Below are 26,221 nucleotides of genomic sequence, written 5' to 3'. Positions count from 1 at the left end.
CGCTCAAGGCTGAGCGGCCGGTTCCGGCTTCCGCCTGCGCATGACGATCTGGTAGACCGTCAGCACCACCATTCCCACCAACAGGAACAACAGGACCGCGGCGGTGACCGGCTTGGCGGCGTGATTGGCGCCCGCCAGCGCCAGCGCGATGCCCGGGTGGCGCAGCGATGCGGCAACGCCGAGCGTCGGGCGGTCGGCTGCGTCGGGGCCGCCCAGCAGGTGGCCTCCCGCCAGCGCTATCAGGATGACGACCGCCATCGCCACGACCGTGCCGTCTCCGATCAGCGCGCCGACGTCGCGGGCCGCGCCGATCATCAGCGGGATGAACACGATCACCAGGAGGATGTCGGCCACGATGATGGGGTAGCGCGGCAGGGCGGGAGAGGCCTTGGGGAACAGCCAGCGCCCGATGGCGAGCCCCACCGCGAGCGGCACCACCAGCCCGGCGAAGATGTTGCGTGCGACGATCTCGAGGGGGAAATGCGCATCGACGTCGTAAAGGCGCGATCCCATCATGCCGAGCAGCGGCACCGTGAACAGCGCCATCAGCGCCGCAGCGCCTTGGAGCCCGTAGACGTACCCCGCGCTTCCGCCGAACTTCAGCGCCTTGCCCGGCATCAGCGGGGGAACGGGGGAGATCGCCATCAGGAATATGCCCGCCTTAGCCGCGTTCGATGCGGGGAACACCGAGATGACGGCGATTGCGGCGATCACCGGGATGACGACGATCGCGAGGAAAGCCCGGAACAGCAGGGAGGGGCGGCCCACGACATAGGCGAAATCCCCGCGCGAGGAGGCTATCCCCGCCGCGACGACGAGCAGGGCCAGGCTGATGGTCAGCAGGATCGGCAGAACATGCTTGAGAATTTCCATGGGCGGCTCCCGTTCGGCAGAGCCCCATCATCGCCGTTTCTGAAGCGGGTTTTCATCGGGAAAACCCCGCAGCATGGCCGCTGAATTCCTGCATGCCCAACCCGCTGCGAACGCGCGAGGCAGACACACGAAAACGCCCGCTGGCGAGCGCGGGCCTAACGCCTGGGAAATACGCGAGCACCGGATGAAACATCGGGTCGGCGTCAAGGAGCGCCCATGCGGTGGGCTGCGAGTTGTATGCCTTGCGAGCGAGCGCCGGGTAGAGGCACGTTTCAGCCCGGCTTGACCTGTAGTTCCATAGATCGGTGCTTCGCTGCGATGGGGTCCGCGTCGAGCACAGGCGAGGGGACTTCCGGGAGACTATTCCGCAACTGATGGGAATAGCGGGCCAGAGCCACGATGACCGATCCGTCCGGACGCATGGACTGCGCTGGTAGCGACTTGAGAGCTCGCAACCCGTTGCCCATGATACCGACCCGATACACCGTTTCGCCGTGTACCTCGACTAGCGGATGTCGCGTCATATAACCTAAATGGTTCGCATTGTCAAGTGCCGACAACGCACAGAGCCGCCCCAAGCCGTCATCCCAGCGGGCAGGCGTCTGGCCTGGCAGCGGCTTCTTGGCGTGCGATCTCGGCCTCTTCGCCAGCGCCGCGTCGGGCCCTGAGGCGCTCATGGTCAACGGCGGGCGCTCGCTGGAGCCGACGTCTCGCCCGCGCCATCGTGCTTGTGGTGCGCCAGCATTTCGCGATGGCGGTGCTCTACAACTCCGCCGTGCCGCTTGCGATCATGGGCTTCGTGACGCCGCTCGTGGCTGCTATGGCGATATAGGGCAGTTCGCTGCTGGTCGCCGGCAATCCGCTGCGACTGGCCGGCGCGGCCGGGAAGGAGATGGCGGCATGACGATCCTGGGTTTCCTGATCCCGCTGGCGCTGGTCGGCGGCCTTGCCGGGCTGTTCTTCTTCCGGGTCCTGCGCAGCGGCCGGTTCGAGGACCTCGACGGCGCCGCCAACCGCATCCTCATCGATGACCCCGCCGGGGGGGAACCATGAAGCCCTCGCTTGCCCTGTTCGGAGCGCTGGCGCTGATGCCGGCGATGGTCGGCCCGCTGGAGGCGGAGGCGCGCACTCTGCTTGCCCCGTTGTGCGGCGGTTCCGCGATGATGCTGCAAATCCCCCAGCGCGAGGCCCCGCCGGGACCGCCGCAAGGGCCGTGCTGCGCCAAGGGCTGCCATTCGGACAACAAGCGCAAGCGGCCTGATCTAAGGCAATGAATCCGGGCACGGCTTGATCCATTCAACCGGCAGGTGAACCTGTCACCCCGCTCTCCTCGTCATTCCCGTACCGCGCTGGACCAGCTTCCCCACGGCGGCGAAGTTCGGCGCGAGTGCGGGCGCCGTCCAGTTCGGCGCCGCGCTGGCGGCGCATACCGGCGACGTCTCGCTCCACCTCCACATCCCGTTCTGGCAGCGCGGCCGCAAGAAATCCATCGACCGCCCGCCGGACCGTGCGGCAATCGTCCTATAAGTCTCTTGATGCCCCGGCTTTCGTTCCCGACTCTGTTCGCTGTCCTGGCACTTGCGCTGCTGGCACCCGTGCGGGCGCTGGCCGGGCCGCAGCCGCGCATCAAGGACATCGTCGACGTCGAGAACGTGCGGACCAACCAGCTCGTCGGCTACGGCCTCGTGGTCGGCCTGCAGGGTACGGGTGACCGCATCCGCAACGTCCCCTTCACCGAGGAGACGCTGCAGGCCATGCTCGAGCGCATGGGCGTCAACATCCGGGGCACCCAGATGCTCACCCAGAACGTCGCGGCAGTGACGGTGACGGCGACGATGCCGCCCTTCGCCCGCGCCGGATCGACGGTGGACGTGCAGGTTTCCGCGCTGGGCGACGCGACCAGTTTGCAGGGGGGCATCCTGCTCGTCTCCTCGCTGCGCGCGCTCGACGGCGAGATCTACGCGGTGGCGCAAGGGCCGGTCGCGGTCTCGGGCTTCAAGGCGCAGGGCGCGGCGGCGAAGCTGAGCCGGGGCGTCATGACCACCGCGCGGATCGCAGGCGGAGCCATCATCGAGCGCGAGGTAGCCTACGACCTGCGTTCGGCGCAGTCGCTCAAGCTGGCGCTCAAGAACCCCGACTTCACCACCGCGCGCCAGATTGCCGCCGTCATCAACCGCGAGGCGCCGGGGTCCGCCGAGGTGCTCGATCCCGGCACGGTACAGCTGCGTCCGTATGGCAGTGCGTCGATCATCGATCTCGTCAGCCGGATCGAGAACCTGCCGGTGCAGGTCGACCAGCCCGCGCGGATCGTCATCAACGAGGCGGCGGGCACCGTCGTCATGGGCGCCGACGTGCGCGTCAGCCCGGTCGCCATCGCGCAGGGCGGGCTGACCATCAGCGTCACCGAGACGCCTGTGGTGTCGCAGCCCTCGGCGCTGTCCGGTGGGCAGACCACCGTCGTCCCGCGGACCTCCATCCAGGCCGACGACGGCAGCGGCGCCTCGCTTGCGGTGCTCAATAGCGGCACCTCGCTGCAGACGCTCGTCGCCGGGCTCAACTCGCTGGGCGTGAGCCCGCGTGACCTCATCACCATCCTCCAGGCGCTGCGCACGGCAGGCGCGCTGCAGGCTGAAATAGCGGTGCAATAGTGGCCGATCCCGTAGTTCCCCCCATCCCCGCCCGGCCCGTGGTCCCGGCCCCGAACCGCAGCCCGGCTGCCGTCGCGCGTCAGTTCGAGGGCGTCTTCGCGGGACAGATCACCAAGATCATGATGGAGACGGCCGGGCAGGGCGACGAGTTCTCGGGCGGCCATGGCGAGGCAATGTTCCGCGGCATCCTCGCCGAGCAGATCGGCAACCAGATCGCGCAAGGCAAGGGGCTGGGCATCGCCTCGGCCGTCGAGGCGCAGATCATCCGCCTGCAGGGAGGTTCGGCCGATGGCCAGTGAGGTGATCGCGATCATGACCTCGCTCTCGGCGGTCATGCGCGAGGAGACCGGGCGGCTCCAGTCGAACGAGCGAGCGCTCGACCTTGCCGAGCTGGCCGCCGCCAAGGCGCGCCTCGTCGGCTCGCTGGAGGAGCGGCTGGCGCGCCTCGGCCGGCAGGAGTCCGAGTGGGCGGCGCAGATGGACGAGCCCACGCGCGAGGCCTTCGCCGAGGCGCTGGGCGAACTGCGCGCCGCCTCGATGGTCAATGCGGCACTGCTGGAACGCCAGATCGAGCTTTCGGCCGACCTGATGTCCGCCATCTCCGCCGAAGCCAAGCGCCTCACCGGCAACCGCGCCTATGCCTACGGCGCGTCCGGGGCGCTGGCGCGCACCGACCTCACCACCCCGATCTCGCTCAACGGCGAGTTCTAGCCGCAGGTGGCAGCGGTGCCCGCTTGACACGCACGCCTGTTGCTAACAACCTGACGAACGATCCGGGAGAGATCGGCGGCGGGGGATATCCATGCGGTTCGCAGACCATACGCAGGCACAGATAAAAGCGCGGCACGACGATGTTCTGGGCTCGCCACCGAGGTTTTCCCCGGTCGATCGGCCAGCGGCGGAAGCGGAGGTGCGGGCGGTCACCGACGGGCTGCTGCGCGGGATTTCCCACCCATCGGCAAAGAGTGTCGTCGTCCCGCTCGAGGGCATCCCCGAAATCATGTTCACGCTCTGCCGGTTTCCGGCGCTGTGGCAGTCGATCATCGACGTTACCGTGGAAATCCAGGGGCCGAATGCGACGCTGCCGGTGCGGGACCGGAAGCTCGCCATCCTGCGGGTCGGCTGGCTCTGCCAGGCCCCTTACGAATTCGGCGAGCATGTGGAGCAGGCTCGCCGCCTCGGCTTCAGCGGCGAGAAGATCGAGCGGATCGTCACCGGTTCCACCGACGCCGGTTGGGACGATCACGAGCGGGCGGTGCTGCGCGCCGCCGAAGAGCTGCACGAGGAGGCGATGGTGAGCGACGCGACGTGGTCGCAGCTGGCGGCCCAGCTGGATGAGCAGCAATTGTTCGAACTGCTGGTGGTCATCGGCCAGTTCACGGCGACGGCCTACTTCCAGAACGCGCTTCGTCTCAGGTTGCAGCCGGGTAATCGGGGGCTGGCGACCCGCTGATCCCGAGGTCTACTCGAATACCGCCGAGAGTACGGCAGCGACGTCGGCCGGGTCCAGCGTATCGATCGCCACTTCGAGGTCGGGGTTCTCGCTGTAGCCGAGCATCTTGCCGTGCCGGTCGGCGGTGACGGAGAGAACCCGCAGGGCGCCCTGGTCACGAACCACGGCGAGGCCGCCGGTGGAGGGGTAGCGGTCGGGGTCCACCACCAGGGTTGCCCGACCGGGAAGACCGGCGCCGAGCGTAGGGCGGCCGAGGCGCAGGCCGTAGGCGCGGGGACCCGCTCCGCGCGGCGCTTCGACGAGGGCGCCTGTCGGCGTCTGTGCGATCAGACCGCCGGGCAGGGGCGTGCCGAAGACCGGGAGCAAGCCCACGGTGGCAGTGTCACCCTCGGCGGGTTTTTCGATGTGCGGGGCGGGTCTTTGCGGGGGCGGGACGACTGCTTGCGTATCGCCTGCCGGAACGGCCAGTTCCTTGCGCAGCGCGGCGATGCGGGTGCGCGACTTGGCAAGGCGGATTTCGGGGTTCGCGACCAGCGGCAGCACCGCATCGAGCCCGCCGTGCGCGTGCATCGATTCGATCCGGGCGAGGAGCGCGGCGTCGTCCTCCACGCCGAACAGGCGCCGCAGGGCAGTGCGCACGTCGTCGTTCCACCGGTCGAGCGGCTTCAGCGCGTTCTCGATGCGCGAGAGGATGACCGGGGCGATGCCGTAGTGCTGCTCGATGGCGGCGATCGTCAGCGCCGGGTCACCGGCGCGGCGAGCCCGCAGGGCGGCGGCGAGCAGGACGGCGCCGCGTTCACCCTCGGGATCGGCGGGCGAGGGTCCGTGCAGCGGCTCGGCCCAGGCGGCGATGTCGAAGGCGGGATCGTCCACGTCCACGAGCAGGTTTTCGGGCTCGATCCCCAGCGCCCCGGCCAGCGCACGCAGTTCATCGGCACGGGCGAAGATCTCTCCCCGCTCGATCTTGGAGAGACGGATATACGTGATTGCCGGAAGCCGTTCCGATAATTCGAGCAGCGATCCGATATTGAGTTGCTTGCGGAATTTCCGGACGTGGTTCGGGAACACCAGCGCGCGATGAAAATCGATTTCAGTCAGGGCCGACTCCGTTACTTGGTCCTGTCCGGGTTGCAGCTGTAACCTTGGCGATTTCTTGCTCATCGCAGTTCTTGTCCGTTCATGGGGTAAGGCAGGCTTTTCATGTCCGGGTATCGCGGTCAATGCGTCGATTCGGATGTCGTGCCAAATCGGGTCTTTTGACGCCGGTGATCCTAGATCGTTTAACTTGGGGAAGGTTGCCGCTATCCTGTCCCGATATCGTTAAAATTTCCGTTTCTTTGCGCAAAGCGTACCTGTTCATCCGCAAAACCAGCATCTGCGCACGCAAATCAGCGGAAATCCGGTAGTTTGAATGTCCTTCCCCGGCCATCGATCGCACTGCATCCATCTCCGAAATGGAGACGAAATGTGGGATCAAGCGCAAGACATGGAAAATCTCCCCGCATTTTCGCGGATTGATCCTGTAACGTTGAACGGCCCTTGGAGTTCCCGAGGCTGACCGACCTTAGCCCTTGCCGATCGCCGACTTCAGCAGGCCGATCTGCTTGCGGTAGAGGCTGGTCATCGCCGCGTAATCCGCCTGGACCTGGCCGAGCGAGAGGAGCTGGTCTTCCAGCGTCACGTTGTTGCCGTCGGGCTTGGTCTCGCTGGTCGCACCGTCGAGCACGACGCGGCCGCCGGCCTGAGGGGGCCGGGCGCCGAGCGCGGCCATGCCGCCCGACAGCTCGACGCGGGGCCGGGCGACGTGTGGAGCGCCGCCCGCGCCGACCTGGCTTTCCACCAGCGCGGAGAAGTCGGGCGCCTCCACCGTGCGCGCCTTGTATCCGGGGGTCTCGCTGTTGGCGACGTTCTCGGCGATCACGCGCTGGTGCTCGGCCATCGCCTTCATGGCGCGGCCCATGCCGTCGAAGATGGGAGGCAGGGAAGAGGACATCGCGGTTCCTTACGAGCCGGTGAGCCGCGACAGGGCGGCCTGGTAGTTGGCGAGCTGCGCCTTCTGGTAGGCCGAGCCGCCGCCGGAGGAGATCGTCCCGTCCGCCAGCGCCGCTTTGGCGGAATCCCAGTAGAGCGAGCGATAGGCGGACTGCGTCATCGAGACGGCGGACTTGATCTGCTTGAGCGCGGTGGCGGCCGTCTTGGCGTCGAGCAGGGTGAGCGCGTCGCTCAGTCCCAGGTTGTAGCGGCCGCCGGGGGTGACCTTGGGGTCGTTCTTCGCGGCAGGCGCCTTGGGCGGCACCAGGCGCACCGGGTCGAGTCCGAGCTTGCCCAGCGCGTCGCGCCCGTCCGGCCCGGCGACGAGTTCGAGCGTATGACCCGACTTCACCTCGATCTTCAGGCTGGAGGCGCCGTCGGAGAACGGCGTGGTGATGGTCGCGTCGGCGCCGGTGATCTTGCGGATCTTCTGGGCGAGACTGGCCATCGTCTCGCCGTTCTCGATCGTGACGGAGCGCGCCGTCCCGCCATCGACGTTGATCCTGAAGCTGTCGCCCACGCGCAGCGAGGTCTCGTCTACGAGGTCGCCGGTGGTCTGCTGGTTGAGCGTGCCGCGGTGGAGGCCGAGCGCGCCCAGCCCCGTCGCGCCGCCGGTAACGGCGGTAAGGCGCACGGGCTCGACGGTGCTGCCCTTGCGGCCCCACTGCGAGACGGTCTGCACCGAGCCGCTGGCCGGATCGATGCGCGCCACGAAGCCATCGACCTTGCCCTGCTTCTCGCCGCCGAGCGTGCCTGCGGTGCGTCCGCCGACATAGAGCGCGCCGTTCAGGAAGGCGACGCTGTCCGCCTGGTCGCTCGCCCCGGTGCCGATGTAGCTGGTGGCGGTGAGGGTCAGGTCGGGGTCGATCAGAGTGACGAAGGCGTCCTGCCCGCCGGCGGGGGCATTGACCTGCGGGCCGTTCAGAGCGCCGCTGGTGGCACCGATCACGGCGATCTGGCCGCTCTGCGACACCGCGACGGCGCGTGCCGACGCACTGCCGAGCGCCACCGAGCCGAGGTCCTGCGTCAGAGCCCCCGCGCCGATCCGGCGCAGCGTGGCGGTGCCGCTCTCGTTGGTGAGGGCGAGGAGGTTGCCGTCCTGGTCGATGGCGAGAGCGGTGATCGAGTCCGACCCGCCGCTGTCGATGGTGCGCCGCTCGGCAAGCTTGCCCGAGGCGTCGAGCCGGAGGATCACTGCATCGCCGCCGCCCGAGGAGGCACGCCCGGCGACATAGATCGAACCGTCGTTGCCTACTGTCAGGGCGCTGGCGGTCTCGTTCCCGACCTGCCGGATCGCGGTGGAGGAGAGTTCCTCGCCCGTCCCGCTGAAACGGGTGACGACGAGGTCTGTCTGCGTGTCGTCGCTGCCGTTGAAGGCGCCGCTGACGGTCCCGGCGACGACGATCTCGCCGTTGGGCGCGATGCCGACCGCCGCACCCTTCGCGCTGCCCGCCGCGCCCAGGCTGCGCTGCCAGACGACCTTGCCCTCGCTGTCGACCTTGGTGAGAAACAGGTCGTCCGCCCCGTCGCCCACCTGCGCGCCGAGGTCGCCGTCGGTGGTGCCGACGATGTAGCTGTAGCCCTGCGCGTCGGTGACGATGCCATTGGCCGCGCTGTCGGCGAAGACGGTGTAGTCGGGCTGGGTGCCGTCGTCGGGCGGAGTGGCCGCCTTTTCCGCACGGGCGGTGGCGGCGGTATCGACGCCGTTGATCCGGCTGAGCCGCTCCCAGGTGAGCGAGCCTTCGAGGTCCTCGATGCGATAGACGTCGGCGGACGTGGGCGCGGACGGCCCGGTCACGCCGCTGGCGACCATCAGCGCGTCGCCGGCACCGGCCTGGTCGAGCGAGACTTTCTCCACGCCCGATGGGTTGAAGACGAGGCCCCACTTGCCGTCGTTCTTCTCTACCGTGAAGTTCGACTTCCACTGCGAGGTCGGCTCGCCGTCCTTGCCGAGCACCGGGTTGCCCTGGGCGTCGAGCGCAGGGCGCGCCCCGATCGCGGCATTGAGCGCGGCGGCGACCGAATCGAGCGTCGGCGGCTGGGTGGTCTGGCCCAGATCGACGGTGACGACCTCGCTGGTGGCGCCGCGCGTCAATGTCACCTGAAGCACTTCGCCGCCGGTCAGGCCCTCGATCGGCGCAGCGCGGGTCTTGGAAACGCCCGCGCCGACCATCGCGCTGGTCGCATAGCGCGCCTCGACGCCGAGCGTGCGGGTGCTGCTGGTGGTGTTGCCGAAGGCGAGGGTGAGGAGGTCGGTGTCGGCGGTGCCGAGCCAGGATTGCAGCTGCGCCAGCCCCTTGGCGAACGACTTCTGGAGCGAGCCGCGCTCGGTGTCGGAGATCGTCTTGGACGTTCCGGCTTCCGCCAGGATACGCAGGTTTTCCAGGGCCTTGTACGCAGTGAAGGCGGTCTGCACGTCGGGCAGGTCCTCCAGCGTGCTGTCGCTGCTGGCCTCGATGATCGTGGCGAGGCGTTTGATCGCGGCGACCTGCGCGCTGGTCGCCCCGGGCGTCTCGGCCGCGTCCTGCCAGGGCGGGGTGGTTGCAGGAGTGGTGAATGCCTTTTTCGCCGCGATCACCGCCGGGCTCTCGGTGGAGGCTGCAGTGCTCAGATAGGAGGAGTACGCCGTGCTTCCTCCTAAAACCGACAGTCCGATCAACCCATTGTTCAGACTTATCGTCAATTGTGCCTCCTGAGCCGCTTGCGCGGGGGTCCCTCCTATAAATAGAAGGAACTCTCCCGGATCGGTATGGAACAGGGCATTTTTCGAAGGGTCTCGCAGTGAACATGATGACCGCGGTGGGCGAACCGCCGGAGCTCAAGAAGTACTCGGGGCTTCAGCGGGCGGCCGCGCTCCTGCTGGCGCTGGGTCAGGAGCACGGCATCCCGATCTGGCAGCAGCTCAATGACGACGAGATCAAGGAGCTGTCGGGCAGCATCTCGACGCTCGGCCGCGTGCCCGCCGTGGTGGTGGAATACCTGCTCGGCCAGTTCTCGGGTGAAGTGTCCTCGATCACCACGCTGCACGGTTCCTACGAGACCACCGAGCGCCTGCTGGAAGGCGTGCTGGCGCCCGACCGGGTCAAGGACATCATGGAGGACATCCGCGGTCCTTCCGGCCGGACGATGTGGGACAAGCTCTCGAACGTCAGCGAGGGCGTGCTGGCGGGCTACCTCAAGAGCGAGCACCCGCAGACCGTCGCGGTGATCCTCCAGAAGCTGAAGCCCGACCATGCCGCCCGCGTGCTCGCCGCCCTGCCGCGCGATTTCGGCACCGAGGTCGTGATGCGCATGCTCAAGACCGAGACGGTGCAGAAGGACGTGATCGTCCAGGTCGAGCAGACGCTCAAGACCGAGTTCATGACCAACCTGTCGCGCAGCTCGCGCCGCGATCCGCACGAGAGCATGGCCGAGCTGTTCAACGCGCTCGACCGCTCGACCGAGGAAGCGATGCTCGGCGCGCTCGACGAACGCGCGCCCGACGCGGCGGAGCGCATCCGCGCGCTGATGTTCACTTTCGAGGACCTCGGCAACCTGCTGCCCACCGCGATCCAAGTCATCGTGCGCAACTGCAACAAGCGCGAACTGGCGCTGGCGCTGAAGGGCGCGCCAGAGGAGATGAAGAAGCTGTTCTTCGGCGCCATGACCGAGCGCGCCGCCAAGCTCATGCGCGACGACATGCAGGCCATGGGCCCGGTCCGCGCGCGCGAGTGCGAGACCGCGCAGGGCAACCTCGTGCGCCTCGCCAAGGAACTGGGCGACCGCGGGGAAATCCTGCTCGCGGACCCCAAGAGCGACGATGCGATGATCTACTGAGGAGGATCGGGTGACGGCGGCGATGGACGGTTCCCAGACGATACAGCCCTTCGGTTTCGACCGGGTGTTCCACCTCGTCGACGCGCCGGCCGACACGCCCGGACCGGCACCCGAACTGCCGCCGGTGGACCTGCGCGAGCAGATCGAGGAACTGGAGGCGCGGATCGAGCGCCTGCACGCCGACCACCGCGCCGAACTTGCGCGCGCCCGGGCCGATGGCTTCGAGGCGGGCACTACGCAGGCGCGCACCGAGCGGGCGGAGGCGCTGCTCGCGGCGACCGACGCGCTCCACGCCGGGCTCGAGCACATCGACGCGCGCTTCGACGCGGCGGCGCAGGCGATGGTCCGCGATGCCGGGGCGGTCGCGCTCCATGCCGCCGAGATGCTGGCCGGGCACGCGATCGAGACGCAGCCCGCACGCGCCGTCGAAGAGGCGCTGGGCCGCGCGCTCGAACAGGTGGCGCAGGACACCGCGCTTGTCGTGCGCGCCCATCCGGAAATGCGCGAGGATATCGCGGCGATGGTGGAGGCGCGGGCTGCCCGCGCCGGCCATCCGCTCTTGGTGACGGTGGTGGAGGACGCCGCCGTATCCCCCGGCGACGCGCGGATCGAATGGCGTGCGGGCGGGCTGGGCGTCGAGGCCGGCGCGCGCCGCGCCGCCGTCATGGCCGAGCTGAGTGACGTGCTGTTCGGCCGCGAGCGGGCGGTCGTGCAACTGGCCGAGGCCGCAGAGTAAGTTTTTCCGCCGCCCGGCAAGTCTTGCCTAGCTCTCATCCTATAATGTTCGTGGCGACGCAGGGGAGCGACGCCGCTGAACTTAGAGGGCGGGCTTGGACGCGTTGCGCAACTTCATCGGGCAGATCGGCATGCGCCGGGCCATGGCCATGGGCGCGGTCGCGCTCGCGCTGCTGCTCGGCCTGGGCTGGATGGCGACGCGCACCCCGCAGAGCGCGATGGGCTACCTCTATACCGACCTTGACCCGGCCGCCGCCGCGACCATCACCGAGAAGCTGAAGGCGCAAAGCATCCCGTTCCAGCTTTCGGCGGACGGCTCGGCGATCATGGCCCCGGTCGACAAGCTGCCCGAACTGCGCATGTCGATGGCCTCCGAGCAGCTCGGCGGCAAGATCGGCTACGAAGTCCTCGACGAGGAGGAACCGTTCGGCATCTCGTCCTCGCGCGCCAAGCTCAACGAGACGCGCGCGATCGAGGGCGAACTGGTCCGCTCGATCGAAAGCCTCGACCGGGTGAGCCGCGCGCGGGTCCACGTCGTCATGCCCGAGCGCGCGATGTTCGAGACCGAACCGCGCAAGGCCACCGCCTCCGTGACCGTCAAGACCAACGGCCGCCTCCCCGCCGAAGCGGTCCAGGCGATCCGCTACCTCGTTGCCTCCGCCGTGCCCGACCTCTCGCCCGAGGCGGTGTCGGTGGTCGACCAGACCGGCGCGCTGCTGGCCCGTGCCGGCGACGGCGGGCAGGGCGGGGCGAGCGACCTCGAGGACCGGCAGGCCGCCGTCGAGGCCCGCCTGCGCGACCAGATCGAGACGATGGTCGAGCCGATCGTCGGGCACGGCAAGGTCCGCGCCGAAGTCTCCGCCGTGCTCGAACGCGACCAGGTTCGCGAGGAATCCGAAACCTTCGACCCCGACGCGCAGGTCATCCAGCACCAGGTCACCGTCGAATCGAGCAACCAGAACGACGAGAACGCCCCCGGCGCGCAGGGCGCCAGCGTGGCGACACAGCTGCCCGACAACCAGACGGCGCCCGGCGGCACCCCCGGCGACACCCGCCGCTCGGCACAGAACGAGACCTCCGAGGACGTCACCTACCAGAACAGCCGCACCCAGAAGGTCGCGACGCGCAATCCCGGGCAGGTCAAGCGCCTGACCGTGGCGGTGATGGTCGACGGCGGCGAGAAGGGCCTTCCCGCGCCGCAGCTCGAGCGGCTGCAGCGGCTGGTCGAGAACGCGGTCGGCTACGACGGCCAGCGCGGCGACAGCGTGGTGGTGGAGAACATGCCCTTCGCCGCGCCGGGCGACCTCGACGGCCTTGAGGGCGGGCTGCCCTTCGGGCTCACCGTGGACCGCATCCTCGACGTGCTGAAGATCCTGCTGGTCGGCGGCATCGTCCTCTTCGCCATCCGCATGCTGCGCGGCACGAATGGGCCCAAGCGCCTGCCGCCGCCAAGCGGCGCGGTGGACGACGAGGAGGCGGGCGACCGCCGCGAACCGGGGCGCGAACTCGCCAATTCGGTCACTTACGCGCAGCTGGAGGCCGACGGCGAAGCCGATGCGCTGCTCGACCAGGACGTCGCCCTCGCGCATGTCGACGGGCGCGTGAAACTCTCCGCGCTGCGGCGCATCGGCGACACGATCTCGGCCAATCCGGCGGAATCCGCCTCCGTAATCCGCCAGTGGATGAACACGTGAAAGGTATCCGATGAGCGACGAGATCGAGCCCCGGCAGCTCGCCCCCGCGCACCTGCCCGAGGAAATGCCCGCCGATGGCGGGCCGGGCGGTGGGTCCACCTCGCTGCCGCCGCGCCCGCCCGGTGCGCCCTCGCCCGACGACCTTCAGGCCGTGTTCGACGTGCCGGTGAAGGTGCAGGCGGTGCTCGGCCGCTCGCGCATGGATATCGGCGACCTGATGCGCCTCAAGCCCGGCATGGTGGTGGAACTGGACCGCCGCGTCGGCGAGCCGGTCGACATCTTCGTCAACAACCGCCTCATCGCGCGCGGCGAGGTCGTGCTGATCGACGCCACGCTCGGCATCACGCTCACCGAAATCGTCCGCAAGGAGGGGTGACGGTGGCCCGCGAACCCGATGCCACGCGCCTCGTGCTGGTCGGCGAACTGGGCGACGCGGTGGGCCTCGCGACCGAGATGGTGCGCGGCTCGGCCGCGCGCATCGGCGTGGACACCGCCGGGCCCGGCGCGCTGGAGGCATGGTCCGGCCCCGAGGGGGACGTGGTGGTCGTGGACCTCGCCGTGAACCTCAAGGACGTGCTCGCGCGGCTGCGCGGCGAGCGGCAGGGATCGGTTACCGCGTCTGTCTCCGGCCTCGTCGGGCAGGCCATCGCCGATGTCGAGCGCGAGCTGATCCTCCAGACCCTGCGCCACTGCCGCGGCAACCGCAGCGCGGCGGCGGTCATGCTGGGCATCTCGGTGCGCACCATGCGCAACAAGCTGCGCTCGTTCCTGGCGGACGGGATGGCGGTGCCGCCCTCGCTCGCGGGCGGGACGATGCGGCACGAGCTGGCGGCGGGGGCCTGAGCTTGCCGCTCGTGATCTTGATTTCATCGGCCCGGGCTGCGCGTTAGCCCATGGCCTCGACCCCCAACGCCTCCACGAAAGACCTGCTCGCCGGCAGGATCGCGCCGATCCTCGCCCGCCTCGGGCCGGGGCGCGACCTGGCGCTGGCGCTGGGCGTGGGGGGCATCATCGCGATGCTCATCCTGCCGATGCCGGGCTGGCTGCTCGACATGGGGCTGGCGCTGTCGATCACCGCATCGGTGCTGATCCTGATGACGGCGCTGTTCATCGAGAAGCCGCTGCAGCTGTCCAGCTTCCCGACGATCCTGCTGATCGTGACGATGCTGCGCCTCGGCCTCAACCTCGCCTCGACCCGGCTGATCCTGGGGCACGGGCACGAGGGGCACACGGCGGCGGGCGGCGTGATCGCGGCCTTCGGCGAATTCCTGATGGGCGGCGAGACCGTGATCGGCCTCACCATCTTCGCGATCCTGGTGGTCATCAACTTCGTGGTCATCACCAAGGGCGCGGGCCGCATCGCCGAAGTGGCGGCGCGCTTCAGCCTCGATGCCATGCCCGGCAAGCAGATGGCGATCGACGCCGACCTCAACGCGGGCACGATCACCGAGGCGCAGGCGCGCGAGCGCCGCGCCGAGATCGAGGCGGAAAGCGGCTTCTACGGCGCCATGGACGGTGCCTCCAAGTTCGTGAAGGGCGATGCCGTCGCGGCGCTGCTCATCACCGCGATCAACATCGTCGTCGGCCTGATCGTCGGCGTGGCGATCCACGGCGTGCCGTTCGGGCAGGCGTTCACGACCTACACGATCCTCACCGTGGGCGACGGCCTCGTCAGCCAGATCCCGGCGCTGATCGTCTCGACGGCGGCGGGCCTGCTGGTGTCGAAGGGCGGCGTCGTCGGCAAGACCGGCGCGGCGCTGGGCGAGCAGCTGGGCCGCTATCCCAAGGCGTTCGGCATCGCCGGCGCGCTGATGGGCACGCTGGCGCTGGTGCCCGGCCTGCCCTTCCTGCCCTTCGCGGTGTTCGGCGGCCTCTGCGGCTGGCTCGCCTGGACGATGGCGAAGAAGGCGGAAGGCGAAGCCGCCGCGATCCGGGTGGAGCAGGCGGCTGAGCAGGCGCGGCAGGCCACCGCCCAGGCGGAGGAGCCGATTGCGCGCACGCTGCAGATGGACGCGCTGCGCATCGAGCTGGGCTACGGCCTGCTCCCGCTCATCAACGACGCCAGCGCCGAACCGCGCCTCGACGACCAGGTGCGGGCGCTGCGCCGCCAGATGGCGATCGACTACGGTTTCGTGCTGCCGTCTGTCCGCATCCTCGACAACATGGCGCTCCAGGCCAACGAATACGTCGTCTTCGTCAAGGAGACCGAGATCGCGCGAGGCGAGCTGCGCATCGGCAAGCTGCTGGTGATCAACGCGGCGGGCGGCGAGACCGGCCTTCGCGGCGAGCCCACGCAGGAGCCCGTGTTCAAGCTGCCGGCGATGTGGATCGAGCGGGAGATGCGGCAGGAGGCGGGCTTCCGGGGCCTCACCGTGGTCGACTGCGGCACCGTCGTCACCACCCACCTGACCGAGATCGTCAAGGACAACATCGCCGACCTGCTCTCGTACGCCGAGACGCAGAAGCTGCTGGACGAGGTCCACAAGGAATCGGCCAAGCTGATCGCCGACGTGATCCCCTCGCGCATCTCGATCTCGGGCGTCCAGCGCGTGCTGCAGAACCTGCTCTCGGAAGGCGTGTCGATCCGCGACGTGCCGACGATCCTCGAAGGCGTGGCCGAGGCCTGCGCGATCACCGCCAACCTCACGCAAGTGAGCGAGCACGTCCGCGCCCGGCTCGCCCGGCAGATTTCGGCGCAGCATACGTTCGAAGGCACGATCCCGATCGTCGCGCTCGGCCTCGCGTGGGACGAGGCGTTCGCCGACGCGATCATCGGGCAGGGCGACGACCGCCACCTCGCCATGGCGCCCTCGCAGCTCCAGGCCTTCATCGCCGCCGTGCGCGAGACGTACGACCGGCTGGCCGGGCAGGGGGAAATTCCCTGCCTGCTGACCAGCCCGGCACTGCGGCCCTTCGTGCGCTCGATCATCGAGCGGGTGCGGCCCGCCACCGTCGTGCTCTCGCAGAACGAGATCCACCCCCGCGCGCGCCTGCGCAGCCTCGGCGCGATCGGCTGATCGCCGCCCCCGCGACCGCATGGCCCGCGCGTCCTCTATGATAGGAGCGATGGCCCTCCCTGCGATGACACCCTTTGCGATGACCGCCGCGCCCGCGGGTGATGCGGCGGCGCGCGGGGCCATCGCCGCGCCGGAGCCGGGCGCGTTCCTCGCCGCGCTGGAAAACGCGCGGGGCGCGCCGCCGGACGTTGCGGGCAAGGCCAGGCTGGCGATGCCGGCTCCCGTCGAAACGCCGCCGCCCGCAGGCATGATGGTCACATCGCCCGCCGCCCGGCCTGCGGTTCTCACGGCCGAATCCGCGACCCCCGTGCTCGATGCTGCGCCTGTCGTGGCTGGCCCGGCCCGTCCTGGACCTGACGCGCCAGCTTTGGCGGCGCCTGAGACAGCGCTTCCGGAGCCGGTCTTTTCAGCGCCTGCCGAGCCTGTCTCCGCTGAGACCGTACCACCCGAACCTGCCGCGCCTGCCATGCCCGGCCCTGAGGCTTTGACGAAGGACGCGGTCTCCCCCGAAGTATCCGCGTCGCCTGCCCCGGCCGCCCCGCCAGCCTTGCCTGCTCCCCCCGTGCCGCCGTCACAGGCGGCAGGGACGCCGGACGCCGAACCTGTCCAGTCGGAGGAGGAGAAGCTTGCCCAGCGCGATGCAAAGGCGCCGGACGATGGCGACCGCCGTGAGCCGGTGAAGCGCAAGGCCCCGCCTTCCCCGGCCCCCCTTGCTGGCCCGCTGCAGGACGGAGTCCAGGAGTTGAAAGCTCAGGCTTCCACGCCGCCCATTGCGGTGGCCGTCGCAGTGAACACCGAAGCCGCGCCGGGGCCCGCTGCCCAGGATTCCGCCCCGGAAGGCGCCGGCAAGCCCGCACCGCCGGCCACCGCCGAGCCGATCCGCCATGCCCATGCGGCGGTCGCCGCGCCTGCCGGAACCGAAGCACCGGTCGACCCGCTCTCCGGCGGCACCCCGGCGCTCCCCGAACCACGCCTCTCCGCGCCGGTCTTCACCCAGACGCTGGAAGCCGCCACCGCGCGCCATGCCGCATCGCCTTACGGCAATCCGCCCGCCGAAACGGCAGTCACCGTGCGTGAGGGCAGGTTCGGGGCCGACATCGGCGTCACCATCGCCCGCGCCCTCGACGCGGGCACGGACGGCAAGCGCGAGGACCTGCTGATCCGACTCGACCCGCGCCACATGGGGCGGGTCGAGGTGCGCATGTCGTTCGAGCACGACGGCGTGCTGCGCGCGGTCGTTTCGGCCGACAGTCCCGCCGCGCTCGACATGCTGCGCCGGGAAAGCGCCGACCTTGGCCGCGCCTTGGCCGATGCCGGAGTGCGCTCCGACGGGCAGTCGCTGCGCTTCGACGGCGGCGGCGCGGGCGGCGGGCAGCGGCAGGGCGCACGGCCTCAAGGCGGCCCCTCGCCGGGCAGCGATTTCGCCGGCAGCGGCAGCGAAGACCCCATCCACAGGCCGCTCAGGAGCAGCGGCCATGTCGATCTCATGGCATAAGGCAGCAGGACAATGACGACGGTTACCGATACCGCCTCGACCACCAAGAGCACCGCCACGGCGGCCTCGTCGGCGGGCCTGCTGACGGATTATAACCTGTTCCTCAAGCTGCTGACCACGCAGATGACGAACCAGGACCCGCTCGATCCGATGGACACATCGGAATATACCGCGCAGCTGGTGCAGTATTCGCAGGTGGAGCAGTCGATCCAGCAGACCGGCGCGCTGGGCGACATCCTGGGCCAGATGCTCTCGCAGCAGATGGCGCAGGCATCGAGCTACATCGGCCGCGAGGCGCGCTTCGATTCGCCGGTTTCGGGCCTCGGGGATGGCCCGGCCAGCTGGACCTACTACGTCAACGGCACTCCGGGCACGATCACGGCAACGGTGAAGGACGCACTGGGCGGCACCGTCGCGACCGTGCAGCTCGAACCCGACGCGCAGGGGGCCTACCAGTGGGACGGCACCCAGTCCGACGGCAGCAAGGCTCCGGCGGGGGCCTACACCCTTTCGATCGCCGCGAAGGATGCCAGCGGGGCGAGCCTCGACACCACGATCAACTCGATCGGCGTGGTCGACGACGTCGTGACCGACGGCACCGGCATCCTGCTCGGCGTGAACGGCATCCGCCTGTCCGCCTCGGGCCTCGTCGGTTTGAAGGCAGCGGCGGCGGACTGAGCTGCTGCCCTATCGCTGGACGAAGGCGTCGTCCTGTTCGCAGGCCGGCTGAGCGGCGCTTCCCGGCGTGCCTGCCGGGACCAGCGCGGTATCGAGGCGGGTGCAGCCGGGCAGCCGCTCGGGCAGGGCCAGCAGCATCAGGCAGTCGGCGATGGAAGGGTCGTCGGCGGGGCCGATGAGGTCCTCGACCTCGTCCTGGCTCAATTCGGTCTGGCTGAGGCAGCGCAAGGCGGCAGCCTGCCAGAGCTGGGCCGGGGAATCGACCCGCAGCTTCAGCGAAAACCAATAGTCCTGCTGCGTCCCCGGAGCCTGGACAGTGCCGCTGCCCAAGCCCCAACCTGAATTGCTCGCCATCGCGCTCTCAAAGTACTTCAGACCGTTGTACAGTCCGTGCCCCCGGACCCGAGAGGCTTGTGGCCCCCGTACCGTCAATGATGACCTGAAAATTCACCAGTCGACGATGCGGATGTCTCTATACGACACCGACGCTCAGAAAAGCGGGCAGCCGAAACAATGCGTTGATAACAGGAGCATGCGATCCGGCGAGGGCCCGAATGCGCCGACCGGCGAGCGGCCCCTTGCCAAAATTTAATCGATGGATGCCGCGCGCGGAGGCTCCGGCAAAAAAGAAAGGCCGGGACGAACCTGCCGTCCCGGCCTTTCCGAAATCCCCCTTCCGGCATACCGGAAAGGGCCTTCGATCCCCCGCTTAGCGGAAGAGCGAAAGAAGCGTCTGCGGTGCCTGGTTGGCGATCGACAGGGCCTGCACGCCCAGCTGCTGCTGGACCTGAAGGGCCTGAAGGCTCGCGGATTCCTTGGCGAGGTCGGCATCGACGAGATTGCCGATACCGCTCGTCACCACGTCGGTCAGGTTGCTGTTGAAGGTCAGCTGGCCATCGATCTGACGCGAAGCCGCGCCGAGATCGCTGAGGCTGGTCTTCACGGCATCGAAGAAGGTGTCGAGCTCGTCGGACAAGTCCGAGGCGGCCGTCGCACCCGCTGCCGGATCGGCATCTTCGAGAGCTGTGATCGTGGTGTCCGTAGCCGAATCGCCGAAGGCTGCGGTGGCAAGCGTGGTGAAGCCCTGGTTGGCGATCGAAAGCGTATCGTCGCTCGAGATCGACTGCAGGGCGCTCACTGCGCCGTCGGTGGTGCCACCATCCTTCAGCAGGTTGACGCCGTTGAAGTCCGAACCATCGATGATCGTGTTGATCTGCTTTTTGAGGGCGACCAGATCCTTCGAGATTGCAGTGCGGCTTTCAACGTCGAGACCGGCGTCCGATGCCTCGAGGGTCTTCGACTTCATCTGGTTGACGAGGTCGGAGATCTGCTCGGCACCGGCAACGGCCACGTCCGAAACGCTCTTGGCGTTGTTGAGCGAGCTGGTGACAGCGTTCAACTGGCCGAGGTCGCCGCGGAGCGTCTGGGCGACGGTGTACTTCGCCGAGTCGTCCTTCGTGGACGCCACGTTCAGACCCGTGGTGATACGGCTCTGGGTGGTTTCCATCGAACGGTTGGTGCTGTTCAGGCTCTGAAGAGCGGCCATGGCACCAGCATTGGTGTTTACCGAAAACGCCATTTCAATTTTCCCTTCTAGGTCACAGGCCGATTCTGCGGCCTGACGGCAAGAAACGCTGCCGCCCGTGCGGTCCCGAAATAGACGGGTGCAGGATTATTCTAGGAGGATAATGAAGGGCTTGGACTCATCCTCTAAAACTTTCATCCGGTCCGATAGAGAGGAGTCGGGAGGACTGCGCACGGACCGGCTGTTCGCGTCAGCTCCGCGGCTGCGCATGTCGGTCCCATGTCAGCTTAGGTGCGTCTTGGGTCGCGGCGCTCGGAAAGCCGAAAAGCGCTCCCATGGCGCCCTTGGCAAGCCTCAGAACGGGAACAGGGCGTCGTAGATCTGCTGGCCCCAGCGTGCCTGCTGCGCGTCGGTGAGCTGGCCGCGCCCGCCGTAGCTGATGCGCGCCTCGGCGATCTGGCTGTGGCGGATCGAGTTGTCGCGGGCGATGTCCTCGGGGCGGATGACGCCCGAGACGACCAGTTCGCGCAGTTCGAAGTTGACGCGCACTTCCTGCTTGCCGCGGATCGCCAGGTTGCCGTTGGGCAGCACGCCCGTCACCGTGGCGGCGACGGTCATGTTGATCTGTTCCGAGCGCGAGGTGTTGCCCGCGCCCGTCGCGCTCGACTTGGAACTGGTGCTGGCGAGATTGGCGGGATCGGGGTTGCCCGGCAGGACCTTGCCGAGCTGGCTCTCCAGCCCGAGCAGCGAGGCGATGCCGGCGTTCTCGCTGCCGTTGCGGGTACGGGTGGTGGTATTGTCGACCCGGGCGTTGTCGGCGATGTTGATGCGGATCGTCACGATGTCGCCCACGCGCGAGGCGCGCTGGTCGCGGAAGAAGGCGCCGCCGCCGGTGCGGAACAGCGAGGCGCCGCGCGTTGCGTCCTCGACCTTGGGGTCGCCGCCCTCGGGCGCGACGTGGTTACCGAGCGAGGATTCGATGCGCGGCGCCACGGGCTCGCCCGCCTCGGTCAGCTTCGGCGCCTTGCCCACGTTTTGGAGGCGGCCGACCGATCCGCAGCCCGCCAGCAGCGAGGCCGAGGCGAGGAGGCACGATAACGGGGCGAAACGGGAGGTCATGACGCGGGTCTTCCTTACTGCGCGGCGATGCGGACTTCGCCGCTGGCCAGCGCCACGCCCTCGAGCGTGCGATTGGTGGCGAGGCTGAGCACGCGGACCGGCTCGCCCCGCCCGGCATCGGCCAGCGCGCGGCCGGTCGAGGTGATCCGCAGGTTCCCGGCTACGAGCGCGATCGTCACCGTCTCCCCCCGCCGCACGAGGCGCGGGGCGGCAAGATCGGCCGCGCGCACCGGGGCGCCCGCATTGAGCCGCCGCGTGGCTTCCTGCCCCGCCGCCTCGGCCGGGCTCAGCGCGTTGCGGGCGACGGTCGGCAGCACGCGGCCGGTCTCGAAATCGGCCTTCGACAGCACTTCGCCGCGCTCGACCGTGCGGGCGAGCACCGGCGCAGCCTCGGTGGCGGGCGCGCCGACCGGGGTGACGGCAAGGAGGAGAGCGGCGGCAAGCATCGCCGTCAGACCGTCTGGGTGGAGGTCTGCAACATCTCGTCGGCGGTCTTGAGCACGCGGCTGTTCATCTCATAGGCGCGCTGCGCGGTGATGAGCGAGGTGATCTCGGACACCGGGTTGACGTTCGATGCTTCGATGAAGCCCTGGCTGAGCGTACCGAATGCGGGCTGGCCCGGCGTCGAGACGGAAGGCTGGCCCGAGGCGCCGGTCTCGATGAACAGGCTTAAGCCGATGGCTTCGAGGCCCGCCTCGTTGATGAAGGTCGCGAGTTCGAGCTGGCCGACCGTCTGCATCTCGGCCTGTCCGGCCAGCTTCACCTGCACTTCGCCGGTCTTCGACACGGTGACGCTGAGCGCGCCCTGCGGGATCGTGATGTCGGGCTGGACGCGGTAGCCGTCGGTGGTGACGAGCTCGCCCTGGTCGGAAAGCTGGAACGAGCCCGCACGGGTGTAGCCGATCTCGCCCGAGGGGAGCGCGACCTGGAAGTAACCGGGGCCGTCGATCGCCATGTCGTAGGCGTTGCCCGTGCTGGTCAGCGCGCCCTGCTCGGTGATGCGGTAGACGCCGCCGGTCTTCACGCCCGCGCCGATCTGGATGCCCGAGGGGACCTTGGTGCCGTCCGGGCTGGTCGCCGCGCCGGGGCGCTCGACCTGCTGGTAGAGCAGGTCCTGGAACTCGGCACGCTGGCGCTTGAATCCCGTGGTGTTCATGTTGGCGATGTTGTTCGAGATGACGTCGACGTTGGTCTGCTGGGCGAGCATCCCGGTCGAGGCGATGGAGAGCGAACGCATGATGGCTCCTTCGTGAAGTTGGGGGTGCGGGGGGTCAGCCCAGCTTGCTGAGGCGGTCGATGGCGCGGCGGCGCATGTCGGCGAGGTCTGACGAGAGGCGCTGGCTGGTCTGGTAGGAGCGCAGGATCTCGACCATGTGAGTGGTCTCCGAAATCGCCTCGACGTTGGACGCCTCGACGCCGCCGGAGCGCAGTTTGGTCTGCGCGGCGGTCATCAGCTGGCCGCCGGTGCCGGTCAGCATGCCGTCTCCGCGCGCCTCCAGCATGTTCTCGTCCGCGAAGCTGGTGACGGCGAGCCGGCCCACCGGCTCCTCGCCCGCCATGACCGAGCCGTCTGCGGTGATCGTCACGTTGCCCATCTGCTCGGCGGGGACGGTGATCGGCCGGCCGTTCTCGTCGAGCAGGCGCTGGCCGCCGGAGGTCGCAAGCTCGCCGGTTTCGAGCACCTTGACGAAGCCCGCGCGGGTGTAGCCGGTGGAGCCGTCCGCCAGCTGGACGTTGAGATAGCCCGGCCCCTCGATCATGACGTCGAGCGGGTTGCCGGTGGCCTGGAAAGCACCCTGCGCGATGTCGTGGACGGCGCCGTAGTCGAGCACGAACGAGGTCTTCCTCGCATCCTGGACGGGGGCATCCTGCGTATTCTCGACGTATTCGTGGAACAGCGCCTGCTCGCGCTTGTATCCGGTGGTGGAGACGTTCGCCATGTTGTTCGCTGCCACGTCGAGCTGGCGGCGCAGCGCCTGCTCATGGCTCAGCAGCACGAAGGAGGAGACGTCCATTGCCGGCACCTTCAGGAAAAAGTTCGGTATAAACCGGCGGGAAGGGGCTCCGACCGGACAACAATCCTATATATAGGAATGAAACCGCGCGCGCGGACTTCGTGGCGTGATTTTAGGGGTGACAGGTGGCCAGCGACGAAGTGATCGACGTCGTGCCGGTGGAAGACGCCGGTACGAAGAAGAAGGGCGGTAAAGCCCGCCTGATCGCGATCGCCGTCGTCGTGGCCGGCATGCTCGCGGGCGCCGGCGGTGTCTGGTGGTACATGCAGACGAGCGGCCGCGCGGAGCACGCGGAGGAAGGGAAGCACGCCGAGGCTCCCGCCGAAGGAGCGGCCGAGGCTGACCCTTCCGCTTCCTACATCGAAGTGCCGCCGATGATGGTGAATCTGCGCGGCGGCGGGGCGCAGGCGAAGTTTCTCAAGCTGCGCTTCATCATCGTCGCCGCCGACGGCAAGACCGAGGCCGTCAAGGCGCGGCTGCCGGTGGTGCTAGACGCACTGCAGCCGTTCCTGCGTGAGCTGCGCCCCGACGATCTCAATGGCGCCGCCGCCGTCTTCCGTATCAAGGAGGAGATGATGCGCCGCTCCGCCTCGGCGCTGGGCGAGGGCATGGTCCGCGACGTGCTGATCCAGGACCTGATCCAGCAATGACCGTGGACCGGGAGGCCCCCGAGAAGCCCGAAGTGATCCGGCTGGCGGCGGTGGACGGCGAGCCCGTCGCATCGCCGGGCACCGGGCACGGCCTCAAGGCGGTGCTCGAATCCAACGTCATCAGCCACGAACGGCTGCCTATGCTGGAGGTCGTATGCGAGCGCATGGTGCGCACTTTCGCGACCTCGATGCGCAACCTCACGTCCGACGCCATCGACGTCAATCTCGAGGCGATCACGTCGGTGCGCTTCGGCGACTTCATGGGGCACATGTCGCTCCCGGCGCTGTTCGGAGTGTTCCAGGTCAAGCCCTGGGAGAGCTACGGTGTGGTCACGGTCGATGCCGGGCTGATCTACGCCATCGTCGATGCCCTGCTTGGCGGACGCGGCGGCACGCGCACGCCGCCGCCGGAGGGCCGCACGTTCACGACCATCGAGATGGGTCTGGTCAGCCGCGTGGTGCAGATGGCGCTCGACGACCTGGCGCTGGCCTTCGAAGAGATCGCGGCGGTCACCATGGGGCTGGAGCGCATGGAATCGAGCCCGCGCTTCGCCGCCATCGCCGAGCCGAGCAATGCCGCCGCCGTCGCCAGCTACCGGGTGTCGATGGAAGGGCGCGGCGGGGTGTTCTCGATCCTGCTGCCCTATGCCACGATCGAGCCTGTGCGCGACAAGCTGCTCCAGCGCTTCATGGGCGAGAAGCTGGGCCGGGATCACATATGGGCCGCCCACATGGCCAGCGAACTCTACAATACCGAGGTCACCGTTGACGTCGTGCTGGGCGAAAAGATGATGTCCCTGCGCGAGGTCCGCGACCTGAAGGTCGGGCAGACGATCGCGCTGAGCCACAGCCCTGACGACGCGCTGCAGGTCCACTGCGGCGGCGTGCCGCTGGGCCGCGCGCACATCGGCCAGCGTTCGAGCAACATCGCCATCCGCATGGCCACCGACATCGCCAAGGGGTATCCGAAATGATCGCTGGAATGACTTTCGCGACCGTGATCAATCTCGTTCTCGTCCTCCTGTGCCTCTGCGTACTGGTGCAGAGTGTGCGGATCGACCGGCGCATCCGCGCGCTTCGCCGCAGCGGCCTCGACGAAGCGGTGGCCAAGCTCGACGCGGCCACGCAGCACGCGCGGCTGGTGCTGACCGACCTTCGGCACGTCCTCTCCACCGACGTGGCGGCGCGCTCCAACGGTTCGGCCTCGGCCGAGGCGATGCGCGACGAACTGGCCGACATGGTCGATATCGGCAACGCCGTCGCCGACCGCATCATGGACGCCGCGCGGCAGGCACAGGCCGTGGAGGCGGGCATCCGCCGTCGCCCGGCCCGCAGCGACGACATCTTCATCGACGATGCCCCGGAGGCAGGCGGCAAGGTGCTGGGCCTCTCGGCCGGGCACTTCTCGCGCGGCAGCGCGGTGGCATGATCGGCCTCGGGGCGCTGACCCGGCCGACGCGGCTCATGGTGGGCTTCGCGGTGACGGCGGGCGTCGCCAACGCGATTGCGTTCGCAGCCGCGCCCGATATCACCGAGACCGGCGCGGGAGCCTCGAGCCGCCTCGGCACCTCGCTGCAGGACGCGGCAACACGGCGCGACCGCACCGCCGCCGATGAGCGCCGCAAGCTGGAGATGCGCGAACAGGCGGTGCGGGCGAGCGAGGCGCGCCTCGCCGGGCAGGTCAAGCAACAGCAGGCCGAAGCCGCCGCAGCGCCCGCCGGGGGGGCCCAGGGGAGTGCCGGTGCGCCGGGGGCGCAGGTGCCCTACGACAATCTCGCGCGCATCTACCAGACGATGAAACCGAACCGCGCCGGGCCGATCTTCGAAAAGCTCGACATCGAGGTGCAGAAGCAGGTCGCTACCCGCATGCGTGAGCGGGCGACGGCGCAGATCATGGCCAACATGTCGCCGGGCGCGGCGGTCGAGCTGTCGATGGCGCTGGCCGGGCGCAACGTCGTCAAGCGCGTGCCGACGCCGGCCGGCGGCGCTAACGCTCGCTCGCCGAAACCCTGACGATCAGCACTTTGTCGATGGCGGGGTCGACCGCCTTGACCGGCGGGGCGATCGTCGCGGCGAGGTGCGTCACGTCCACCGGCGCGAAGCGCGAGGCACGCAGGCGGGCGAACTCGATCGCCGCAGGCAGTGCGGCGGCGCGCAGTTCCGGCATGCGCTTCGCCAGCGCGGCGGCAGCCTCTTCCGACTTGGCCTGCACGACCAGGGTGACGTGCAGCACCCCATCGACCCGGCCGCCATCGACGATCGGCGCGTCGATCGGCTCCAGCGCGAGGAACGAGGAATCGACGGGCAGCAGTTCGGCGGCGTTGCGCGGATCGGTGTTTGCCGCCTGCGCAGGAATGGTCGCCGCCAGCAGGAGCGCCGCAAGCAGGCGGCAGTAGGGGACGGCAAAGGGCATCGAGGACTCCGGCAGCGGCTCGGCCCGTCCGCAGGGCAGGCTGTCCTTCTATAATAGAA

At 68.8% G+C, this 26,221-nt stretch carries 29 protein-coding genes; 18 read left to right on the top strand and 11 right to left on the bottom strand.

The window, feature by feature from the left end:
* Window positions 1–3: 3 nt before the first annotated feature.
* Entirely contained in the window at window positions 4–873 is an 870-nt protein-coding gene (locus PMI02_RS16965; protein WP_007685069.1) for a hypothetical protein, read from the bottom strand.
* A 900-nt stretch (window positions 874–1,773) separates the two neighbouring features.
* On the opposite strand from PMI02_RS16965, the gene ccoS reads away from it, so the two are divergent.
* From ccoS to PMI02_RS25970, 6 genes are all read left to right on the top strand, one after another.
* A complete protein-coding gene (gene ccoS / locus PMI02_RS16955) occupies window positions 1,774–1,926 on the top strand; it encodes a cbb3-type cytochrome oxidase assembly protein CcoS (protein ID WP_007685068.1) in 153 nt (50 codons plus the stop codon).
* The gene (locus PMI02_RS16950; RefSeq protein ID WP_007685066.1) at window positions 1,923–2,147 is read left to right on the top strand and encodes a hypothetical protein; all 225 of its coding nucleotides are present in this window, start codon (window positions 1,923–1,925) and stop codon (window positions 2,145–2,147) included. The genes ccoS and PMI02_RS16950 overlap by 4 nt, the downstream gene beginning before the upstream one ends.
* 261 nt (window positions 2,148–2,408) lie before the next feature.
* On the top strand, window positions 2,409–3,521 hold the full coding sequence (locus tag PMI02_RS16945; protein ID WP_007685063.1) for a flagellar basal body P-ring protein FlgI: 1,113 nt from the start codon (window positions 2,409–2,411) through the stop codon (window positions 3,519–3,521).
* Window positions 3,521–3,820, top strand: coding sequence for a rod-binding protein (locus tag PMI02_RS16940; RefSeq protein ID WP_007685061.1), 300 nt, complete (start codon window positions 3,521–3,523; stop codon window positions 3,818–3,820). Before PMI02_RS16945 ends, PMI02_RS16940 begins: the two co-directional genes overlap by 1 nt.
* Window positions 3,810–4,232, top strand: a complete 423-nt coding sequence (locus PMI02_RS16935; protein WP_007685059.1) for a hypothetical protein — start codon at window positions 3,810–3,812, stop codon at window positions 4,230–4,232. The genes PMI02_RS16940 and PMI02_RS16935 overlap by 11 nt, the downstream gene beginning before the upstream one ends.
* A 91-nt stretch (window positions 4,233–4,323) precedes the next feature.
* Window positions 4,324–4,974 (top strand): carboxymuconolactone decarboxylase family protein, encoded by a 651-nt coding sequence (locus PMI02_RS25970; RefSeq protein ID WP_007685057.1) that lies wholly within the window; start codon window positions 4,324–4,326, stop codon window positions 4,972–4,974.
* Between the two features lie 9 nt (window positions 4,975–4,983).
* On the opposite strand, the gene PMI02_RS16925 is transcribed toward PMI02_RS25970, so the two are convergent.
* From PMI02_RS16925 to PMI02_RS16915, 3 genes are all read right to left on the bottom strand, one after another.
* On the bottom strand, window positions 4,984–6,042 hold the full coding sequence (locus tag PMI02_RS16925) for a helix-turn-helix domain-containing protein (protein WP_238539102.1): 1,059 nt from the start codon (window positions 6,040–6,042) through the stop codon (window positions 4,984–4,986).
* A 496-nt stretch (window positions 6,043–6,538) separates the two neighbouring features.
* Window positions 6,539–6,967, bottom strand: a complete 429-nt coding sequence (locus tag PMI02_RS16920; protein WP_007685053.1) for a flagellar basal body protein — start codon at window positions 6,965–6,967, stop codon at window positions 6,539–6,541.
* 9 nt (window positions 6,968–6,976) lie between these two features.
* Entirely contained in the window at window positions 6,977–9,688 is a 2,712-nt protein-coding gene (locus tag PMI02_RS16915; RefSeq protein WP_007685052.1) for a hypothetical protein, read from the bottom strand.
* 104 nt (window positions 9,689–9,792) lie between these two features.
* On the opposite strand from PMI02_RS16915, the gene PMI02_RS16910 reads away from it, so the two are divergent.
* The 8 genes from PMI02_RS16910 to PMI02_RS16875 all read left to right on the top strand — a co-directional run bounded on the left by PMI02_RS16910 (window position 9,793) and on the right by PMI02_RS16875 (window position 18,440).
* A complete protein-coding gene (locus tag PMI02_RS16910) occupies window positions 9,793–10,821 on the top strand; it encodes a flagellar motor switch protein FliG (RefSeq protein ID WP_007685050.1) in 1,029 nt (342 codons plus the stop codon).
* A gap of 10 nt (window positions 10,822–10,831) precedes the next feature.
* Window positions 10,832–11,557 carry a FliH/SctL family protein gene (locus PMI02_RS16905; RefSeq protein WP_007685048.1) on the top strand — a complete coding sequence of 242 codons (726 nt, stop codon included), beginning with the start codon at window positions 10,832–10,834 and terminating at the stop codon, window positions 11,555–11,557.
* Between the two features lie 94 nt (window positions 11,558–11,651).
* Window positions 11,652–13,250, top strand: a complete 1,599-nt coding sequence (fliF, locus tag PMI02_RS16900) for a flagellar basal-body MS-ring/collar protein FliF (RefSeq protein ID WP_007685046.1) — start codon at window positions 11,652–11,654, stop codon at window positions 13,248–13,250.
* 10 nt (window positions 13,251–13,260) lie between these two features.
* Window positions 13,261–13,626: a flagellar motor switch protein FliN gene (gene fliN / locus PMI02_RS16895; protein ID WP_007685044.1), complete on the top strand. Its 366-nt coding sequence runs from the start codon at window positions 13,261–13,263 to the stop codon at window positions 13,624–13,626.
* Between the two features lie 2 nt (window positions 13,627–13,628).
* Entirely contained in the window at window positions 13,629–14,093 is a 465-nt protein-coding gene (locus PMI02_RS16890) for a helix-turn-helix domain-containing protein (protein ID WP_007685042.1), read from the top strand.
* A 50-nt stretch (window positions 14,094–14,143) separates the two neighbouring features.
* Window positions 14,144–16,267, top strand: coding sequence for a flagellar biosynthesis protein FlhA (gene flhA / locus PMI02_RS16885; RefSeq protein ID WP_007685041.1), 2,124 nt, complete (start codon window positions 14,144–14,146; stop codon window positions 16,265–16,267).
* Between the two features lie 79 nt (window positions 16,268–16,346).
* Complete coding sequence (locus tag PMI02_RS16880) at window positions 16,347–17,762, top strand: flagellar hook-length control protein FliK (protein ID WP_157222561.1); 1,416 nt, start codon at window positions 16,347–16,349, stop codon at window positions 17,760–17,762.
* A 12-nt stretch (window positions 17,763–17,774) separates the two neighbouring features.
* A complete protein-coding gene (locus PMI02_RS16875) occupies window positions 17,775–18,440 on the top strand; it encodes a flagellar hook assembly protein FlgD (RefSeq protein ID WP_007685037.1) in 666 nt (221 codons plus the stop codon).
* A 9-nt stretch (window positions 18,441–18,449) separates the two neighbouring features.
* Here the strand turns inward: PMI02_RS16875 and PMI02_RS16870 are convergent, their stop codons facing one another.
* From PMI02_RS16870 to PMI02_RS16845, 6 genes are all read right to left on the bottom strand, one after another.
* Window positions 18,450–18,770, bottom strand: coding sequence for a hypothetical protein (locus tag PMI02_RS16870; RefSeq protein ID WP_157222560.1), 321 nt, complete (start codon window positions 18,768–18,770; stop codon window positions 18,450–18,452).
* Between the two features lie 379 nt (window positions 18,771–19,149).
* A complete protein-coding gene (locus PMI02_RS16865) occupies window positions 19,150–20,019 on the bottom strand; it encodes a flagellin (protein ID WP_007685032.1) in 870 nt (289 codons plus the stop codon).
* Between the two features lie 300 nt (window positions 20,020–20,319).
* Window positions 20,320–21,084 (bottom strand): flagellar basal body L-ring protein FlgH, encoded by a 765-nt coding sequence (gene flgH, locus PMI02_RS16860; protein WP_007685031.1) that lies wholly within the window; start codon window positions 21,082–21,084, stop codon window positions 20,320–20,322.
* A 14-nt stretch (window positions 21,085–21,098) separates the two neighbouring features.
* Entirely contained in the window at window positions 21,099–21,530 is a 432-nt protein-coding gene (gene flgA, locus PMI02_RS16855) for a flagellar basal body P-ring formation chaperone FlgA (protein ID WP_007685029.1), read from the bottom strand.
* A gap of 5 nt (window positions 21,531–21,535) precedes the next feature.
* Entirely contained in the window at window positions 21,536–22,321 is a 786-nt protein-coding gene (gene flgG, locus PMI02_RS16850; protein WP_007685027.1) for a flagellar basal-body rod protein FlgG, read from the bottom strand.
* Between the two features lie 34 nt (window positions 22,322–22,355).
* Window positions 22,356–23,099, bottom strand: a complete 744-nt coding sequence (locus tag PMI02_RS16845; RefSeq protein ID WP_007685025.1) for a flagellar hook-basal body complex protein — start codon at window positions 23,097–23,099, stop codon at window positions 22,356–22,358.
* Between the two features lie 125 nt (window positions 23,100–23,224).
* On the opposite strand from PMI02_RS16845, the gene PMI02_RS16840 reads away from it, so the two are divergent.
* From PMI02_RS16840 to PMI02_RS16825, 4 genes are read left to right on the top strand one after another with little or no spacing between them, the layout of a single operon-like run.
* Window positions 23,225–23,749: a flagellar basal body-associated FliL family protein gene (locus PMI02_RS16840; protein ID WP_007685022.1), complete on the top strand. Its 525-nt coding sequence runs from the start codon at window positions 23,225–23,227 to the stop codon at window positions 23,747–23,749.
* Window positions 23,746–24,723, top strand: coding sequence for a flagellar motor switch protein FliM (gene fliM / locus PMI02_RS16835; RefSeq protein ID WP_007685020.1), 978 nt, complete (start codon window positions 23,746–23,748; stop codon window positions 24,721–24,723). Before PMI02_RS16840 ends, fliM begins: the two co-directional genes overlap by 4 nt.
* On the top strand, window positions 24,720–25,178 hold the full coding sequence (locus tag PMI02_RS16830) for a DUF6468 domain-containing protein (protein ID WP_007685018.1): 459 nt from the start codon (window positions 24,720–24,722) through the stop codon (window positions 25,176–25,178). Before fliM ends, PMI02_RS16830 begins: the two co-directional genes overlap by 4 nt.
* A complete protein-coding gene (locus PMI02_RS16825) occupies window positions 25,175–25,762 on the top strand; it encodes a MotE family protein (protein ID WP_007685016.1) in 588 nt (195 codons plus the stop codon). The genes PMI02_RS16830 and PMI02_RS16825 overlap by 4 nt, the downstream gene beginning before the upstream one ends.
* Here the strand turns inward: PMI02_RS16825 and PMI02_RS16820 are convergent.
* Window positions 25,737–26,162 carry a hypothetical protein gene (locus PMI02_RS16820; RefSeq protein WP_007685014.1) on the bottom strand — a complete coding sequence of 142 codons (426 nt, stop codon included), beginning with the start codon at window positions 26,160–26,162 and terminating at the stop codon, window positions 25,737–25,739. The two genes, PMI02_RS16825 and PMI02_RS16820, sit on opposite strands and share 26 nt — an antisense overlap.
* Window positions 26,163–26,221: the final 59 nt, after the last annotated feature.

The organism is Novosphingobium sp. AP12 (assembly GCF_000281975.1).
In the GTDB taxonomy this organism is placed as follows: Bacteria; Pseudomonadota; Alphaproteobacteria; order Sphingomonadales; family Sphingomonadaceae; genus Novosphingobium.
This window is presented reverse-complemented; position numbering and strand designations above follow the sequence as displayed.